Below are 17,305 nucleotides of genomic sequence, written 5' to 3' on the forward strand. Positions count from 1 at the left end.
CAAGTATGCATAATCAACTCATCGCGATTGTTGGCGCGGGAGTTATGGGATGTGCCACCGCTCTGGATGTCGCGCGAGCAGGGTATCGTGTGATTTTGCAGGATCATTCAGAGTCAGTCATAGCCCTTGCTCCGGATCGGATACGGCGTGAGTACCGTTCGGCCTGTTTCTTAAAGCGAGGATACGGCGAAGTTTCGCTTGAGGCAATTATGGAGCGAATCTCGTTCCAGTTGCATGACGACGGGATAGAAGAGGCAGGCATCATTGTTGAAAATGTGACAGAGCAGCTGGATTCCAAAAAGGAAGTCTACGCACGGCTCAGTCAGAAGGTGCGTGCGGATGCACTCTTTGCACTGAATACAAGCTGTATATCGGTCACCAGACTGGCCTCCTTTTTGCCTGACCCGGGGCGCGCGATTGGTGTGCATCTGATGAATCCGGTTCCGGTCAAGTCAATGGTGGAGGTAATCAAAGGGCATCATACAACGCTGGAAACGGAGCAGCAAATGGTGACGTTTCTCGAGTCACTTGGCAAAAATCCGGTTGTCATTGAGGACTTGCCAGGGTTTGTATCCAACCGGCTCTCTCATTTGTTAATGAATGAAGCAGCTTTTATCGTTCAGGACGGGATTGCTACAGCCGAGCAGGTCGATGCCATTATGAAAAAAGGCTTCAATTATCAGATGGGGCCTCTGGAAACAGCGGATCTGATTGGTCTGGATACCGTTGTACACTCACTTAAAGTGTTGTACGACAGCTATCAGGACCCGAAATTCCGCTGTTGTCCAATGCTGCAAAAAATGGTGGATGCAGGACAATGGGGGCGTAAGACGGGTCAGGGGTTCTATGCCTATTAACATAAAGGGAGGCATGTGCATGGAGCGGATGAAGGATATCAAATGTGTCATATGGGATCTGGACCATACGATCTGGAACGGGGTTTTGCTAGAGTCCGGTGATGTGCAGTTAAGGCCGCATGTAAAGGAGGTGATTGAACAATTAGACCGACGCGGGATATTACATTCCGTTGCCAGCAAAAATGATGCCGAGCTGGCTTGGGCCAAACTTGAGGAACTTGGCTTGGCACCCTATTTTTTGTACCCCGAAATCCATTGGGACGCGAAGTCCATTTCCATTCAACGGATTCAGCAAAACCTGAACATTGGCATGCATGCACTCTTGTTTGTAGATGATCAGCCCTTTGAGCTGGAGGAAGTAAAAAGTGTACACGACGATATTCAGGTGCTTCATGCAGACGACTACGAGACGATGCTGGAAGATCCGAGACTGATGCCTCGATTTATTACGGCTGATTCCTCCCGCAGAAGGCAGATGTATCAGGCGGATACACTGCGAAAGCAGGCTGAAGAACAGTATGAAGGGCCCTCCGAGCAATTTCTGGCTTCGCTTGGTATGAAGTTTACGATCTATGAAGCGACAGAGGATGATCTTCAACGGGCCGAAGAACTCACGGTTCGTACCAATCAGCTCAATGCTACGGGTATTACTTACAGCTATGAAGAACTGCATCAATTGATGAATTCGCAGGATCACTTGTTATTGGTGTGTGAACTTGAAGACAAGTACGGAACTTATGGAAAGATTGGGCTTGCGCTTATTCACAAGCAGCCGGATCTCTGGAGACTGAACATGCTGCTGATGTCTTGCAGAGTGATGTCGAGGGGAGCAGGAAGTGTGCTGCTCACGTACATCATGCGCGAAGCACAGCAGCAGGGCAAGCAGATGCTAGCTGATTTCAGAGATACCGGGAGAAATCGAATGATGAATATCAGCTATCGCTTTGCCGGATTTACACAGCAGTCTTCAGATGCGGATGGAAAGATCGTCTTTTCGCATGATTTGAAGCAGGTTGTGGAGTTTCCAGACTATATTGAAGTTTGTGTGCCTGAAAAACTACATCAATAACAAGGGGGAAGAGAAGTGGATTATCGTCAGGACATTCGGGAGTTTATCGGAAATAACCTCACTATGGAGCATGAGGATGCTCAGATTGGCGACAATGACAATTATTTCGAGATGAGATTTGTGAACTCACTCTTTGCTATGCGTCTGGTGGATTTTGTTGAGCGCAAATTCCAGATTGAGATCGGAAATGAGGATCTGGACCTGGCCAATTTCAGTACTATTAATCGTTTGCATGATCTGATTGAGAGAAAGCTTGCTGCGAAGGAGGTGGCCCAATGATAACCGCCAATCAGCCATCACTCCGTCCAGTAGCGAGCCCCGCTGCCAATCCATCCAATAAGTATATGTTTCTGTTTCTGGCGATCTCTTTCGGGACTTGCTACGGTATTGCGAGCTTGTTCATGTTCTTCCCTGATTTTATTGTGCCAATCACAGGTGAGCTGCACCTTATGCACCCGCTGGCTATCGTTGCACTGTATTCTCCTTCGATTGCCGGATTGATTACATGTTATCTGATGGGGGGCAAGGATGCACTGAAAGGCATGTTTTTGAAGCTGGTTCCACGAAAAAAGGATCTGTTCTGGATTCCAATCATTATTGGAATTTCAATTGTATTTGCCTCCTCCATGCATTTCGGCTCCCTGTTGTTCGGCATACCGGTTCCTGAACTGACATATAGTGTACCGGAAATGATCTGGCTCGGTATTTTGAACCTGTTCAAGGAAACAGGACTCATCGGCGGACTGTTTGGCTGGATTGGATTTTTACTTCCGTTCCTGCAGGGCAAGTTGAAAAATAATGTAGCAAGTGGTCTGATTGCAGGTTTCCTGTTTGGACTGTGGGTGCTTCCGGGGTATCTGATCTCTTCCTTCGGCACTTCAACGACCTACATATATTACGTGGTTCAGCTTATGGCATTTATCGTATTTCAAAGCTACATCTTTAATGCTACAAAAGGAACGCTGTTATTTTACCTTTTGGCCTTCTGGCTTGTGGCTACCGGAAGTCAGATTGATCTGTATTACTTTAATCCGCAAGTACAGATCATGCAATTTTTCTTTTTTGTAACATCAGCCATCATCATTCACATTGTTTTCAAGCTCAAAAAGGTGGACACTACGCTTCAAACCTTTCCCGCATATGTTCTGGAATGGAAGGAAGCGAAATAAGCGGATGAACGAATGGGGGGTGACGGAGTAATGGGACAGACTTATCTTGAACAGCTGCAAAAGGGTAAGGGGAACAGACAGGTGATCTGTTTCCCTTACCTCGGTGGACACTCCCAGAGCTTTCAGCCTCTGGTGCCCTGCCTTCCGGATGTGGAGATCTGGGCATTTACGCCTCCCGGCCATGGGCTAAACACGGAAGCACCTTTGTCACATATGCAGCAGCTTGTCGAGCTTTACACCGGCGAGCTGTTGCATGTGATCCAGCCTGGAGCCGTACTTCTGGGACATAGTCTTGGCGGACTTGCAGCTTACTTTGTCGCCCAGCGGCTGCAGGAGAAGCTTCCGGATACAGCAAGGACTCTACGGCTTGTCTTGTCTGCGTGCAGTACGCCTGCCGAATGCGGGATAACCCGTTATGATCACATGTCAGATGACGATCTGCTAAAGCACCTCTTTTCCTATGATGGTCTCCCAAAGGAGCTTATTCACGAAAAAGAGCTTTTGCACTATTTCATGCCTGTCATTCGGGCAGATTTTCGAGTGCTGACATCTGCAGCAACGCTTGAGCATCATCCTGTGTCTATACCGGTGCTATATCTGTGGGGAGAACGGGATCATGCCGTTTCCCTTCGATCGGCACTGAAGTGGGGACAGTATTTGGATACACCGATGAAGCTTCAGACCATTAGAGAGGGTACTCACATGTTCATCATGCACCAACCTTCGACGGTGGCGTATCATCTGACAAGTTTTATGACTCCAGAGTTAGAGGGAATGAATCTAGTAGAGTAGATGAGAGGAGCCATGTTAGTTTATGCTGCTACGAATGCTGAGAAACGATTTAATGAGGAAAAAAGGAATTACAGCCGCGCTGTTTATTTTTGTACTGCTTGCTGCCCTGCTGGTGTCTTCCGGTTCGCGGATGATTATGGAGCTCACAAGCTCCATTCAATATTTGTTCTCTGAATCCAAAACACCGCATTTTGTGCAAATGCACTCTGGCGAGCTGGATCAGGCCAAAGTGAACCAATGGGCCGAGGGTAATGCGCTGGTTGAGCAGCATCAGATTGTCGAGATGGTGAATATTGATGGAGCCAATCTCTACCTTGGTGCGGAGTCGGAGAAAAATACGGTCATGGACATTGACCTGGTTACACAAAATCAGCAATTCGACTATTTGCTGAATCTGAACAGTGAGATCATTCAGGTTCTGGATGGCGAGATTGCTGTGCCTGTGTATTATTTGCAGCAAAACCAATTAAAGATCGGTGACAAAGTTCGAATCAATAATGGGGCATTTGAGCGTGCCTACACCATTGTTGATTTTGTGCGTGATGCACAGATGAATCCGTCTGTCGTGCACTCGAAGCGTTTTATCGTCAGCCCGAATGATTGGCAGGAATTGAAGCAGGGTGTTGGAGAGATGGAATATTTAATTGAATTCCGTCTGAATGATGCTGCCAAGACCAGTGAGTTCACACAAGCCTATCAAAATGCCGGGCTGCCTAACGCGGGTCCGGTGGTGACTTATGGTTTATTCCAGGTACTCAATGCCATGACAGACGGAATTATCGCAGCCGTGATTATACTCGTGAGTCTCGTACTTATTCTGATTGCCATGTTATGTATCCGGTTCACGATGCTGGCGACCATTGAAGAGGATTACCGCGAGATTAGTGTGATGAAAGCGATCGGTATCGCGGAAAAAGATATTAAACGGCTCTATCTGGTCAAGTATGTGTTTATGGCCGGGGTAGCCTCGGTGCTGGGATATGTGGCTTCACTCGGAGTAAACAAACTATTCGTTTCCAATATCATGTTATACATGGGGAAAGCACCGGCAACGCTGCTGCATTTTGCAGTGCCTCTGCTTGCGGCGGCGGTAATTTTCACGATGGTGGTTCTGTTTTGCCGAGCGGTGCTGCGACGTTTTCGTTCCATATCGGCTGTGGAAGCACTTCGTACCGGAAGCTTGGGGGATACACAGATCATTCGGAACCGGTTAAGTTTATCCCGTAATCGCTGGTCCTCCGTACCTGTATTTCTTGGACTCAAGGAAGTGATGCAGCGTGTCAAAATGTTCCGCTTGTTATTGTTTGTGTTCATCGTCAGCTCTTTTATTATGATTGTGCCAATTAACTTTTTGAATACACTTCAGGCGCCCAGCTTTATTTCCTATATGGGTGTCGGACAAAGTGATATTCGAATTGATCTCAGGCATACCGATGATATTGAGCAGCGTTACGCCAATCTGATTAACCAGATTAAAAACGACGGCGATGTCAAAGCATATTCGCCTCTCGTGACAAGTCAGTTCAAGATCCGTAATGCTGAAGGCAGCTATGATAATTTGAGTGTGGAGAGCGGAGATTTCAGTATCTTTCCTTTGTCTTATCTCAGCGGGAATGCACCGGCAACAGATCGGGAAATTGCCCTTTCCGATGCTAACAGCAGTGAGCTCAAACTCAAAACAGGGGATCAACTGACCCTGCAGGTGAATGGCAAAGATCAGGTGATGACGGTCAGCGGTATCTACCAGGATGTAACGAATGGCGGTAAAACAGCGAAGGCTCTCTTGCCTTATAACAAAGGCAGTGTACTGTGGTATGTCGTCAGTCTGGATCTGAAGGACCGTAGTCTCATGGCTGCCAAGGTTGCAGCATATGAGAAGGATTTTTCACCTGCGAGAGTTACGGATCTTCAAGGATATTTACATCAGACGCTTGGCGGTACAATTCAGCAATTGAAGCTGGTAACCACACTGGCTCTTGCGATAGGTGTATTTATATCCATCCTCATTACCTCTCTGTTTCTGCAGATGCTGGTTGCCAAGGATAACAATGATATTGCCGTCTTGCGAAGTCTTGGATTTGCCTTATCAAAGATCAAGCTGAAGTATGTTGTGATGTCACTTGCCATTCTGATCGTAGGTGTGGCTGCAGGCACGATCCTTTCCAATACGCTTGGGCCCAAGCTCGTTAGTGGCATTATGTCATCATTTGGAGCTTCCAACATTGTGTTTGTTGTTGATCCGATGCAGGCGTATGTGTTATGTCCATTACTCCTGGCAGGAACAATTATCGTTACAGCCTGGATCAGCATTCAGTCGATTCGGGAAACGAGCATTTCAAAAATGATTGTGGAATAGGGAGGCATAACCATGACAACGATACTTGAAGCCAGAGAAGTGAATAAATCTGTAGCTATGGGCGAGAATGAAGAACAGCGTATTCTCAAGGATATCAATCTGCAGCTGCAAAAGGGAGAGTTTGTGTCCATTATGGGCCCGTCCGGCTCGGGCAAATCCACTCTGCTCTATAACATCAGCGGAATGGATCAGATCAGCACAGGCAGTGTTTATTTTAACGGCAAACAAATCTCGGCATTTCCCGAGAAGGAGCTGGCAAGTCTGCGGCTGACCAAAATGGGCTTTATTTTTCAAAATATCCATCTGCTAAAAAATCTAAATCTGTTAGACAACATCATACTCTCCGCTTATCTGGCCAAAAACAGTAATAGAGACACCATTAACACTCGTGCGATGTCATTGATGAAAAAAATGGGCATTGACGGGCTGGCTGAGCATAATATTACCCAGGCTTCAGGGGGACAGCTGCAACGGATTGCCATCTGCCGGGCACTTATCAACAACCCGGATATTCTGTTCGGTGATGAGCCAACCGGAGCACTGAATTCCAAATCAACACATGAAATCATGGATATTCTGGGGGATATTAATGCGGCAGGCACAACCATTCTGCTTGTTACTCATGATGTCAAGGTTGCGGCCCGCTCGGAACGAGTTCTGTTTATGATGGATGGCCATCTGGTTGCAGACAAAAAGATCGGGAAATATGACAAGGACAAACAGGATTTGAAGGCGAGAGAAAGTCGATTGGCACAATGGTTAACCGAAATGGGGTTCTAAATTTAGAGCTTCATGACTAGAATAGACCGACAGTCGGTCGAGAAGTATTGGAGGACAGCATATGAGATTGATGAAAAATCCGGAGGAACGCAGGAACGAAATTTTGGATGCGGCCGAAATTCTGTTTGTGACCAAAGGGTATAACAAAGCAACAATCATGGATATCCTCCAGGCTTGTGAGATTGCGAAGGGCACATTTTATTATTACTTCCAGTCCAAGGAGGAGGTCATGCATGCCATTGTCATGCGTTTTATTATGAACGGTGAAGCTGCGGCAAGACGTGTAGTTGCTGATCCCGGGCTTAGCGCGCATGAGAAAATTTTCCGTATCATTATGACTCAAAATCAGCCTGATGATCGAAAGCTTGGCGTTATTGAGCAGCTGCACAGTGTGCAGAACGTTGAAATGCATCAAAAAAGTCTGGTTGAAACGGTTATTCGTCTCAGTCCTATTCTGGCGAAAGTGGTGGAACAGGGTATTCAGGAGGGGGTGTTTCATACCCCGGCTCCGCAAGAGAGCATTGAGTTTTTACTGGTGTCTTCACAGTTTCTGCTGGATCAGGGTATCTTTCAATGGGAAGAAGAAGAGTTTCAGAAGAAGGTTAGAGCATTCAGCCACATTATGGAACGGGTTCTGGGTGCTGAACAGGGTAGTTTTGCGTATGTAACAGAACTGTATTTCCCACATCAGGCTTAATCGCGAAAGGAGTATTAAATATGGAACAAACTGTTCATAAATCATTTGGAAAATTTCTGATTGTCTGGTTCGGTCAACTGATCTCGATGATTGGTATCGGACTTACCGCGTTCTCACTGGGGGTATACGCCTTCGAAAAAACAAATACGGCAACCAGCGTGGCCCTGATTACCTTATTTACATTTCTGCCAAACATTCTGCTTCGTCCGATTGGCGGGGTGCTCGCAGACCGGTTTGACCGGCGTACTATGATGATTATCGGGGATCTTGGCTCCGCTGCGGGGCTGGTTTTTATCCTGTCGATCATGCTTACGGGGGATATTCAGCTATGGCATATTTATGTGGGTGTCGCCTTCAGCTCTGTATTCTCGGCACTGCAAAGTCCGGCATACAAGGCGTCAGCGACAGATTTGCTGGATAAGGATCAGTTCTCCAAAGGCAGCGGACTGGTACAGCTCGCGGAATCCTCCAAGTTTTTATTTTCACCGATTATTGCAGGTATTCTGCTTAGTGTGACAACGATTGAAGTGATTATGATGATTAATATCGCGACTTTTCTAATTGCGATTCTGGCCGTGCTGGTCATTCGCAAGAGCATGAAAGTAGAGCGTGAAGACAAAGAGAAGCATAACTGGATGACCGATATTAAGGAAGGCTGGACAGAGGTGGTTACCAACAAGGGCGTGCTGCTGCTCGTCATTATTATCTCCCTGGTGACCTTCTATCTCGGTTTTCTGGAGACACTTATTGGTCCGATGCTGCTGTCGTTTACAGATGCGAAGACACTTGGAACGTTTCAATCTGTTAGTGCTATCGGTATGCTGATCAGCAGCTTGTGCATCGGTATATTTACAATGACCAAGAAATATGCAAGTGTGCTGGTGGCAGGGCTGATCATGTGTGGTCTGGCGTTCTCGCTGCTGGGCGTTTCGACGAATATTTACTTTATCATCTTTGCAGGCTTTCTGTTCCTTTCCTCACTGCCATTTGTTAATATGAGCGCTGACGTGCTGGTACGTAACAATATTGCGAATGAAAAGCAGGGCAGGGTGTGGGGCATCATCGGTATTTTGTCACAGCTCGGTTTTATTATCGCCTATAGTCTGGCTGGATTTTTAGCAGACCACGTATTTAATCCACTTCTGGTGGAGGGGGGCGCGCTGGCATCCTCCGTGGGTCAGATTATCGGAATCGGCCCGGGCAGAGGCATCGCTTTCCTGTTTATCATTGCAGGTCTGTTCGTCATTCTGATTGCACTTGTCACATCACGTCTGAAAATGATCAAGTCACTGGAGCAGAGCAACGATATCGCCTCACCTCCCGATGTAGGCGGACTGGCGCATGATTAATATGATTTTATCGTTATCGTAATCAAGACAGCCCTCGTCTGATGCATGTACCCGTTGAAATCAAAACGGTGTACATGTCGTTCAGACGAGGGATTTTTTGTAAAAAGCAGCTGATAGTTCTTGTCCTGTGTTAAACGCTGGAATCGATCTAACCCTTCACTGCACCAGAGGTCAGACCTCCTACAATGTACTTCTGTCCAATGAGGAATACGATCAGCACGGGCAGCGAGGTGAGCACGATATCGGCACTGACCAGATTCCATTTGGCACTGAATTGTCCGAAGAAGTTATAAACAGCCAGAGTCATGGGCCACATCTCCACCGTATTCAGCATATAGAGCGGCGCAGTGAACTCATTCCAGACACTCAGAAAATTAAGAACAAATACAGTCACCAGCACCGATGTTAATAAAGGCACGATAATTCGAAGGAATAGCTTGATTCCGCTGCATCCATCCATGATTGCCGCTTCGTCCAGCTCTTTCGGAATGTTACCGACAAATGCATAGGTGATGAACAGAGAGATCGGAATTCCCATGGCGGTATAGAGCAGAATCATGCCCAGGTGGGAGTTGATCATACCTAATGATTTCATCACTTCCATGAGTGGAATGTAATTCAGCGGCAGCGTAATGCCCAGGATCAGAAAGAAGTACAGGAACTTGCTTAGCCTGGAATGATTACGGGATAACGTGAACGCCGAGAACGCCACGACAAATACCAGCAGCAGTGATGAGGCACCGGAATGCAGCAGACTGTTAAAAAAGGAACCTCCTAAGTGCCCTTGCTCATAGACGATTTTATAATTTTCAAACACAAATTTTTCGGGAAGGGTAAGCTTGAGCACCTTGGCTTCCGCGTCTGACTTGAATGAATTCAACAGGATGACGGCAAATGGAATCAGTACGACCAGACTTAATAGCCAGGCCAGTACATTCAACGACAGAGAAGCCAGCTTTTTCCGAAATTGCATATCAGTATTCCACCTTTCGGTTCATCAGACGAATGATAAAAAACGAGATCATCGCCATGATGACAAAGAGAATGGTGGACAGGGCGCTCCCGAGTCCCCAGTACCCTTTGGCAAAAGAGGAATAGACGGCTGTGTTTATTACATCTGTAGCGTTGCCGGGTCCGCCATTGGTCAGCACATATACCGCATCAAAGACACGCAAACCGTACGTAATATTAAGCACTGTGGCAATGGTGATGGTGGGCATCAGCATCGGGATGGTAATACGAAACAGCTTTTGCATAAAGCCCGCACCGTCTATTGATGCAGCTTCATAGTAATCCCGTGGAATAGCGAGCAGTCCCGCGATAAACAGCACCATAATATACCCCATGCCTTTCCAGGTATCCACAGCCATGATGGATGGCATGGCCCAAGTGAGCGAGCCCAGCCAGTTCTGGGCAAGTACATCGAGGCCGATGGAGCGCAGGGTCACATTAACGAAGCCGTTGTTTGGATCAAGCAGACTTTTGAACACCAGCCCTACAATCAGAAAAGATAATACCTGAGGTGAAAAGATGATCATCCGATGCCAATTGGCGGCTTTGACACCGCTAACCAGCAGCAGGGCAAGAAACAAACCCAGAACGGTTTTGGCGATGGAGGTAACCAGCGTAAACAGCACTGTATTTTTAATAAATAGCAGATAGGTTGGATCACCTGTGAGGATGGTGCGGAAATGCTCCAGACCGATAAAATTTTTCTCTGAACTATAGCTGTTCCAATCGGTAAAGGAATAATAAATGCCGAGCAGAGCAGGAGCGACGATGAACAGCAGATATAATAGAATCGCGCCGGATGAGAAATACCAGGGATAGATTTTGTTTGCATTCATAACCCGTAACACCAGTCCTTCCTGTGCAAATGAACAAGCGGGCAGCGCCCGCCCGAAATCAAGTGTTTGTAGCCTGTTTCTACTGTTACTGCCACTTCTCGTCCTTCAGCACCTTGGCTTGCTCGGCGCGTCGTTTATCAATATTTTGCAGGATTTGCTCCGGGGTCATCGCTCCGGCAAACATGCCTGACAAGTCTTTGCCGATGTCCATCCATTGTGGATCAATATATTTCACAGCTGCCTGCATGACCGTACCTTTCTCATGTTGCTTCTCATAATCAATGTAGTCCTGAGTCAGCTTAGGTTCGATCTCTGGCCAGCAAATCGTCAGATTTCCCTCGCCCCCATCAAACACCTGCTGCAGGTGATCATGCTCGGTAATCCAGCGGAAAAATTTCAAAACTTCTTCAGGATGTTTACTGTTTTTATTGCCAAACATGGCAGCTGAACCGCCAGGATTGACGCCAATCGTCTGATTGTCTCCCCATGGCATGACGAAAAATCCCATATTGTCCTTCATCGCCGGATAAGCTTCCGCTACTTCCTTTTCCGTGCCTGGCACCCGCAGCAGCATCGCTGCTTTCTCCTGACCAAAAGCTTCAATGCCTGCTTCTACCGTATTGGATAAAAAGTCTTTGCCGAAATACCCGAGATCTGCAAATTCCTTTAATTGTTCAATCACCGTTTTCAGCTGGGTCAGATCAGCGACCTTCATCTCATTATTATTGAGCTTCTCATAGGTGCCTGCGGCCTTTTGCTCATAATTCGGCCCGGTCTCGAACAATGGCAGCACCTGGTACCAGCCGCTCGCCGGAGCTTGATAGAATGGAATAATGTCTTTATCCTTGATTTTCTGGCTGATCGCTTTGAATTCCGCATAGGTGGTAGGCGGCTCAATACCCAGATCAGCAAAGATGCGTTTGTTATAGTACACATACCAGATTTTCGTAGGGGCAAAAGAAACCCCGTATACTTTGTCGTTATGACTTACAGTAGGCAGAATCTCTTCCGACATCCGGCCTGTAAACTCCTCATTGGTCAGATCAATGGCATTTTCCTCTGGTCTGACATTGGCTGGCATGCTCAGCGGATCAACATCCACATTGAAAATATCCGGAGCTTCACCAGAGGATAGCTTCACCTTGATCAGATCACGCCACTGCGCGTCAGGCACCACCTGAAAATCAATCTTGACGCCGGTCTCCTGCTCGTATTGCTTTGCCATCGTCTGCATAATACCCGTGCGTGGAATGCCGGATTGGCTCGTGCCAAAGGTCAGCGTGACCTTGCCATTTCCTTCTGCACTTTTCTCCGAGCTGCAGCCGGCAATGAGCAGGGTGGAGAGAAGTAGCACACTTGTCAGCGAAAAAAGAAATCGTTTTCTCATTTTGAAACCTCCCTAAAATTCGATCATATTATGACTTGCGTAAACGCTATATGTAAGCGTATTCTTATGTGGATAACTTTACTTGGAATACCAAATAGGCTCAATAGACAAAAGCGTTCTTATGGGTGGACATTTTCGAAGCCATCGTAGAAACGCAAAAGAAGATTGAAGTATTGAAGGATGAACAAAGACGGGGGTATGGAATGCGCTATCGGTTCAGAACATTGCAGCAGAGCTTGTTTGCTTATTATTCAGCTGTATTCGTTATTTTTTCTCTTATTGTGGCAGGGCTGTTATATGTCTTTCTCGCGAGTGATACTCGCCAGCGGAGTGAAGAGCAGCAGAAACAACTGGGTTTATCTATCGTTGGACATCTGGATCAGGAAGTTGTGAAAATGAATAATTTCTCCATGAACATCGTATATTCCAATCTGGTCAAGGAGCATTTCAGCCATTATCTCGCACCTGCGGAGGGGGCTGAACAGACGATGTTAAGTGATCCAGCTTTGTATAAGGATACAACAACACTGATTGACGTCATTTTGGCAATCATTAGCAGCTCGAATACAGCCAAGCAGGCTAACATCTACGATGTGAATGGCAAAATGCTGGGGGCCGGGTTGTTTAACGGACAACTGCCGGTAGATTTGAAGCAGCGTCCCTGGTATAAGGAAACGTGGGAGCGGAGCGGCTGGCGTGTTATTCGTCTGCTGCAGGGCGAAGCGTTGCCTGTGCCTACGGGAGAGGGCAAAAGGGATGAGCCGTATATCTCGCTTACTCGAGTATATAAGGATGGTAATTATGTCAGCCAGGGTGTGGTCGAGATTTTGCAGCGTGCTGATGATTTATTCCAGCATTTGAATGAGCTGCAAGCGAGTAATCAGGAGCTTCGAATCTATGTGCTGGATGAGCGGGATGCATTGTTATATCCGCTTCCCGCAGCTTCACCTGCTGCTAATGCTCCAGCTGGTTCTGCAGAAGAGATGAAGCTGATTCAGCATCGTACCTCCCCGCCTGAAACGATGCAGGAGGTTGACTATGCTCTGACGGATTCCAAGCAGATGATGACCTATATGACGTCGCAGGAAACCGGCTGGACTGTTGTTGTCATGCAGTCCAAACATTCTCTTTTTGCGAATCTGAACCGGATGGCTTTGATCTTTGCAGGTGCTACACTGGCTACCCTGATCATTATTTTGATGCTTTCGTATCTGATTTCGAAAAGGGTCACCCTGCCGCTTCATCGCTTGCAGCGAATTATTCAGAAAACCGGCGAAAATGACCTGATGTCAGGTCAGGATTCGGGTCAGCTGCTGTTCAAGCTGGAGCATCCCGGCTCGATTCGCGAGATGGCTGAGCTGAATGATACGTTCATCCGGCTGAATCAGCAGCTGGTGCAGTCTTTTCACGACCAGATGGCGATCAAATCGCGAGAAACCGAGGCGAGACTGCTGGCACTCCAGTCGCAGATGAATCCGCATTTTCTATACAACAACATTACAAATATAAGCATTATGGCAGAGGAGGGCATGAACCGGCAGATTGTTGCATTCTGTGGTCACATTGCATCCATGCTTCGTTATATCTCTGCTCCGGGCCAGAGCGGTGTCTCGTTATCTCAGGAGCTTGAATATTGTGAACGCTATCTCGAATGTATGAAAATTCGCTTTGAGGACGATCTGAACTATGAATTCTCCATCCCTGATGAGATGAAGGATATTCAGATTCCGATGCTGATCATTCAGCCATTACTTGAAAACGCAATGAAATACGGCCTCGGTGATACCTTGCCTTGGAAGCTGCATATCACGGGTGAGCTGGATATCACACAAGAGACGTGGCAGATTCATGTCGAAGATAACGGCCCGGGGATGGAGCCCGAAGCGCTGGAACACATTGAACTCTATATCAACAAACTTCAGAACGTGGATCGCATGCCTGAGCTGAAGATTAACGGGATGGGACTCAAAAATATATGGGCCCGCTTGAAGTTATGGTACGGTCCGGCAGCCAGGATGTGTATCGAAAACAAAGCAACCGGTGGTGTAAGCATTTGTATCGGGGGTTCCATTCGAAAGGAGCAGGGGGGGACATATGAATATGCAGAGAAAATACAGAACAATTATCGTTGAAGATGAGGCGTTAATTCGTCGTAACGTCGCCCGCAAGTTCAGCGAGCTGAATACGCGGTTTGAAGTCATCGGGGAGGCGAGAAACGGTCAGGAAGCGCTGCAGCTCATCGAGCAAAAGGTGCCTGATCTGGTGATTACGGATATTCAGATGCCTGTAATGAACGGGCTTGAACTGGCTAAGTACTTATATTTTGCCTATCCTCACGTTAAAATTGTCATTCTTAGCGGGTATCATGAGTTCGAATATGCACGGCAGGCCATTCACTATAAAGTGGAGGACTACCTGCTCAAACCGCTGGCGGAGGATCAGCTTCGCACACTGCTGGATACGATGGAATTGAAGCTGGGGAGTGCGGCGGATTCCCTGTCTCATGTGAGTGCCGTGCTGGATGATCAGGTGAAAACGGAAGATATCGCGGAAGCCGTCAAGCTGTATCTCAAACAAAATTATATGCATGAAATTACGCTGCAGGACATGGCGGCCCAGATGCATTTCAGTGTAGATTATCTGGGCAAATGTTTTAAAAAGGTAACAGGGGAGACACCCTTGAAATACTTGACGGGTCTTCGCATCAATGAGGCCAAGCGCCTGCTTGCGGCATATGAGCACATGGATATAAAGACGATTGGCGGGGCAGTAGGGTACGCGGATTCCCATTATTTCAGCAGAATTTTCAAAAACAAAACGGGTCTGTATCCGAGTGAATATCGTCAGCAGCTGAAATAAAAAAAGCTCTTGTCCATGGATATAGGCAATCCAGATGGGCTGAGCTTCATTACTGCTGTAACGCTTCTTCGGTTATTTTGCGGATATCAAACGGGGAACGATTCCCTTCTTCGATAATGTCTGGCAGGATGTGGTTCAGGAAATACCGGACACAGTGGAGGTCGATATTTTTGATCTTGATCAGTGCGTAGCGGTACATGACGATAAATTCTTTTTCCGTATTGCCCCGCTGCAGCTCTGCAAATGCTTCATAGACCTGATCCATCTTGTCGGCCACCTCAAGGATTAGCCCTTCCACGGAGTTGTCTTTGCCTTCGCGAAGCTGTCTGCGGAAAATGTCCTGAAACTCTTCCGGGATGTTCTCATGAATAAAATGAGAGACCATGCCTTCTTCTACTTGCTGCAGCATGGAACGAAGCTCAAGTGAATAATGCTTGACAGGTGTTTTGATATCACCAATGAAAATTTCACCGTAATCGTGGCTGCTGGTGATCTCGTACAACTTTTTCCAGTCTATGCTTACGCCCTGCTGTTCTTCAATGTCAGCTAACGTTTTGGCATACTGCACAACTTTCCAGGAATGGGCGGATACACAATGCTCTTCGAACTTGAATTTGCCAGGGGTGCGAATAATGCGTTCGAGATCGTTCAGTGACCGGAAGTACGTATGAATACCCATAGATGTGATCATCCTTTGCAAGTTTAGGTAGTATATACACCGACTATACTGCTGTTATGTTAACCGGAGATTAAAGATGTATGCACCCTTTGTAAATTTGTAAAATGAAAGTCAAAAACCGCGTGAGGTGCTGAGACAGGTTCAGCACTCCACACGGCAATGATAAGAATAGTCAGATATAGTGTTATAGCCGTATAACAATTTTAAATGATCTTTTCCCAACAGATGCAGGAGTAGGAATAAAAGTGAAAGTTCGGTTTACACCTTTTTGCGTACCGGTGAAGTGTACCAGTAAGCCATGCCTACAAACAAGGCTCCGCCGATAATGTTGCCAAGGGTAACCGGAATCATGTTGTGGAACCATCCAGCCAAAGAGATCGTATCCGGGTGATTCGGCAGCAGCCAGGCCAGCGACAGCAAAGTCATATTGGCTACGCTGTGCTCATATCCGCTTGCGATAAAGGCGTACAGACACCACCAGATGAGCACAAGCTTGGCGATATCCTCTTTGGAGCGCGCAGCCATCCAGATGGCCAGACATACAAGCCAGTTACAGAGAATGCCGCGGAAGAACAGCTCGGATACGGGTGCAGCCATCTTTTTGGCAGATACGACAAACAGCAGATGCTCGGGTGCGGCTGTTTTGAAGAGGCCGCTGCCAACAATCAGCAGACTGAGCAGTACGGCACCGATGAGGTTGCCGATGAAGACCAGTCCCCAGTTTTTGAGCGTATCCTTCACGGTTGTTCGTCCAGCCAGGGTGCTCATCGTGAAAAACATGTTATTGCCTGTGAACAGTTCCGACCCGGCAAAGATAACGAGTGTGAGAGCGAGTCCAAAGGACATGCCCATCAGCATCGTTTGCAGCGGCGAATGCGCGGCGAGCAGCGGAGCCCCGATACTGAAAATCAAGATGATGCCCAGCCCCACATATGCGCCTGCCATCAAGGCAGCGACCATATACCTGGGAAGGCTTGCGTTCATCTGGTCTCTTTTTTTAACGGCAGCTTCAATAATTCCTTCAACACCTGGTGTATACATCACGGTTTCCCCCATTAGTCAACATCAATCTTAATCCTTGCCATCCAGTTGGTTCACGTTATACAGCGATCCAGACCTGGTCATTCTCCACCTTGACGGGGTACATCTTCACTTGACCATTGTCGGGTGCCTGCACCTGACCGGTTGTCAGATCAATTTTCCAGTCATACAGTGGATCATACAGATAGTGCCCGGAGACGATGCCTTCAGCCAGCGGCCCACCCTTAGGATGGGGGTTATGGTTGTCAGCAGCAAAGATGGTGCCGTCCGATGCACGGAATACCGCGAGCTGTAGGTTTTCAATCTCTACAACTCTGCCGATGCGGGGCAAGAACTCATCTACCGTACCAGCCGGAAAATACGTATCTGTTTGTTTGGTCGTCATGGTAAAACCACTCCTTTATCTATAATTTTCCGTTATGT

17 protein-coding genes are annotated in these 17,305 nt (G+C 47.2%); 11 read left to right on the top strand and 6 right to left on the bottom strand.

Annotated features, from left to right (window positions below; genetic code table 11):
• Window positions 1-5: 5 nt before the first annotated feature.
• The 9 genes from HNR77_RS07325 (at window position 6) to HNR77_RS07365 (ending at window position 9,069) form a co-directional block, all read left to right on the top strand.
• The gene (locus HNR77_RS07325; RefSeq protein ID WP_184182171.1) at window positions 6-857 is read left to right on the top strand and encodes a 3-hydroxyacyl-CoA dehydrogenase family protein; all 852 of its coding nucleotides are present in this window, start codon (window positions 6-8) and stop codon (window positions 855-857) included.
• A gap of 19 nt (window positions 858-876) precedes the next feature.
• Window positions 877-1,926 carry an HAD-IIIC family phosphatase gene (locus HNR77_RS07330; RefSeq protein WP_184182173.1) on the top strand — a complete coding sequence of 350 codons (1,050 nt, stop codon included), beginning with the start codon at window positions 877-879 and terminating at the stop codon, window positions 1,924-1,926.
• A 15-nt stretch (window positions 1,927-1,941) separates the two neighbouring features.
• Window positions 1,942-2,205 carry an acyl carrier protein gene (locus HNR77_RS07335; protein WP_111268279.1) on the top strand — a complete coding sequence of 88 codons (264 nt, stop codon included), beginning with the start codon at window positions 1,942-1,944 and terminating at the stop codon, window positions 2,203-2,205.
• The gene (locus HNR77_RS07340) at window positions 2,202-3,095 is read left to right on the top strand and encodes a hypothetical protein (protein WP_184182175.1); all 894 of its coding nucleotides are present in this window, start codon (window positions 2,202-2,204) and stop codon (window positions 3,093-3,095) included. Before HNR77_RS07335 ends, HNR77_RS07340 begins: the two co-directional genes overlap by 4 nt.
• 30 nt (window positions 3,096-3,125) lie before the next feature.
• Window positions 3,126-3,887, top strand: coding sequence for a thioesterase II family protein (locus HNR77_RS07345; RefSeq protein ID WP_184182177.1), 762 nt, complete (start codon window positions 3,126-3,128; stop codon window positions 3,885-3,887).
• A 34-nt stretch (window positions 3,888-3,921) separates the two neighbouring features.
• A complete protein-coding gene (locus HNR77_RS07350; RefSeq protein ID WP_260410380.1) occupies window positions 3,922-6,243 on the top strand; it encodes an ABC transporter permease in 2,322 nt (773 codons plus the stop codon).
• A 12-nt stretch (window positions 6,244-6,255) separates the two neighbouring features.
• Complete coding sequence (locus tag HNR77_RS07355) at window positions 6,256-7,023, top strand: ABC transporter ATP-binding protein (RefSeq protein ID WP_184182181.1); 768 nt, start codon at window positions 6,256-6,258, stop codon at window positions 7,021-7,023.
• A 61-nt stretch (window positions 7,024-7,084) separates the two neighbouring features.
• Entirely contained in the window at window positions 7,085-7,720 is a 636-nt protein-coding gene (locus tag HNR77_RS07360) for a TetR/AcrR family transcriptional regulator (RefSeq protein WP_184182183.1), read from the top strand.
• A 20-nt stretch (window positions 7,721-7,740) separates the two neighbouring features.
• A complete protein-coding gene (locus HNR77_RS07365; protein ID WP_184182185.1) occupies window positions 7,741-9,069 on the top strand; it encodes an MFS transporter in 1,329 nt (442 codons plus the stop codon).
• Window positions 9,070-9,217: 148 nt separating this feature from the next.
• On the opposite strand, the gene HNR77_RS07370 is transcribed toward HNR77_RS07365, so the two are convergent.
• The 3 genes from HNR77_RS07370 to HNR77_RS07380 form a co-directional block, all read right to left on the bottom strand.
• Window positions 9,218-10,042, bottom strand: a complete 825-nt coding sequence (locus HNR77_RS07370) for a carbohydrate ABC transporter permease (protein ID WP_184182187.1) — start codon at window positions 10,040-10,042, stop codon at window positions 9,218-9,220.
• A 1-nt stretch (window position 10,043) separates the two neighbouring features.
• On the bottom strand, window positions 10,044-10,916 hold the full coding sequence (locus HNR77_RS07375) for a carbohydrate ABC transporter permease (RefSeq protein WP_184182189.1): 873 nt from the start codon (window positions 10,914-10,916) through the stop codon (window positions 10,044-10,046).
• An 85-nt stretch (window positions 10,917-11,001) separates the two neighbouring features.
• On the bottom strand, window positions 11,002-12,303 hold the full coding sequence (locus tag HNR77_RS07380) for an ABC transporter substrate-binding protein (RefSeq protein WP_184182191.1): 1,302 nt from the start codon (window positions 12,301-12,303) through the stop codon (window positions 11,002-11,004).
• A gap of 125 nt (window positions 12,304-12,428) precedes the next feature.
• Between HNR77_RS07380 and HNR77_RS07385 the strand changes: the two genes are divergently transcribed.
• Both HNR77_RS07385 and HNR77_RS07390 read left to right on the top strand, forming a co-directional pair.
• A complete protein-coding gene (locus HNR77_RS07385; RefSeq protein ID WP_311768591.1) occupies window positions 12,429-14,435 on the top strand; it encodes a cache domain-containing sensor histidine kinase in 2,007 nt (668 codons plus the stop codon).
• Window positions 14,398-15,162: a response regulator transcription factor gene (locus HNR77_RS07390; RefSeq protein ID WP_260410381.1), complete on the top strand. Its 765-nt coding sequence runs from the start codon at window positions 14,398-14,400 to the stop codon at window positions 15,160-15,162. Before HNR77_RS07385 ends, HNR77_RS07390 begins: the two co-directional genes overlap by 38 nt.
• 49 nt (window positions 15,163-15,211) lie before the next feature.
• Here the strand turns inward: HNR77_RS07390 and HNR77_RS07395 are convergent, their stop codons facing one another.
• The 3 genes from HNR77_RS07395 to nirD form a co-directional block, all read right to left on the bottom strand.
• Complete coding sequence (locus HNR77_RS07395) at window positions 15,212-15,841, bottom strand: YfbR-like 5'-deoxynucleotidase (RefSeq protein WP_184182193.1); 630 nt, start codon at window positions 15,839-15,841, stop codon at window positions 15,212-15,214.
• A 258-nt stretch (window positions 15,842-16,099) separates the two neighbouring features.
• Complete coding sequence (locus HNR77_RS07400; RefSeq protein ID WP_184182195.1) at window positions 16,100-16,882, bottom strand: formate/nitrite transporter family protein; 783 nt, start codon at window positions 16,880-16,882, stop codon at window positions 16,100-16,102.
• A 58-nt stretch (window positions 16,883-16,940) separates the two neighbouring features.
• Window positions 16,941-17,267, bottom strand: a complete 327-nt coding sequence (gene nirD, locus HNR77_RS07405; protein ID WP_184182197.1) for a nitrite reductase small subunit NirD — start codon at window positions 17,265-17,267, stop codon at window positions 16,941-16,943.
• Window positions 17,268-17,305 lie beyond the last annotated feature (38 nt).

Origin of the sequence: Paenibacillus sp. JGP012 (genome assembly GCF_014203995.1) — a bacterium.
Classification (GTDB): Bacteria; Bacillota; Bacilli; order Paenibacillales; family Paenibacillaceae; genus Paenibacillus; species Paenibacillus silvae.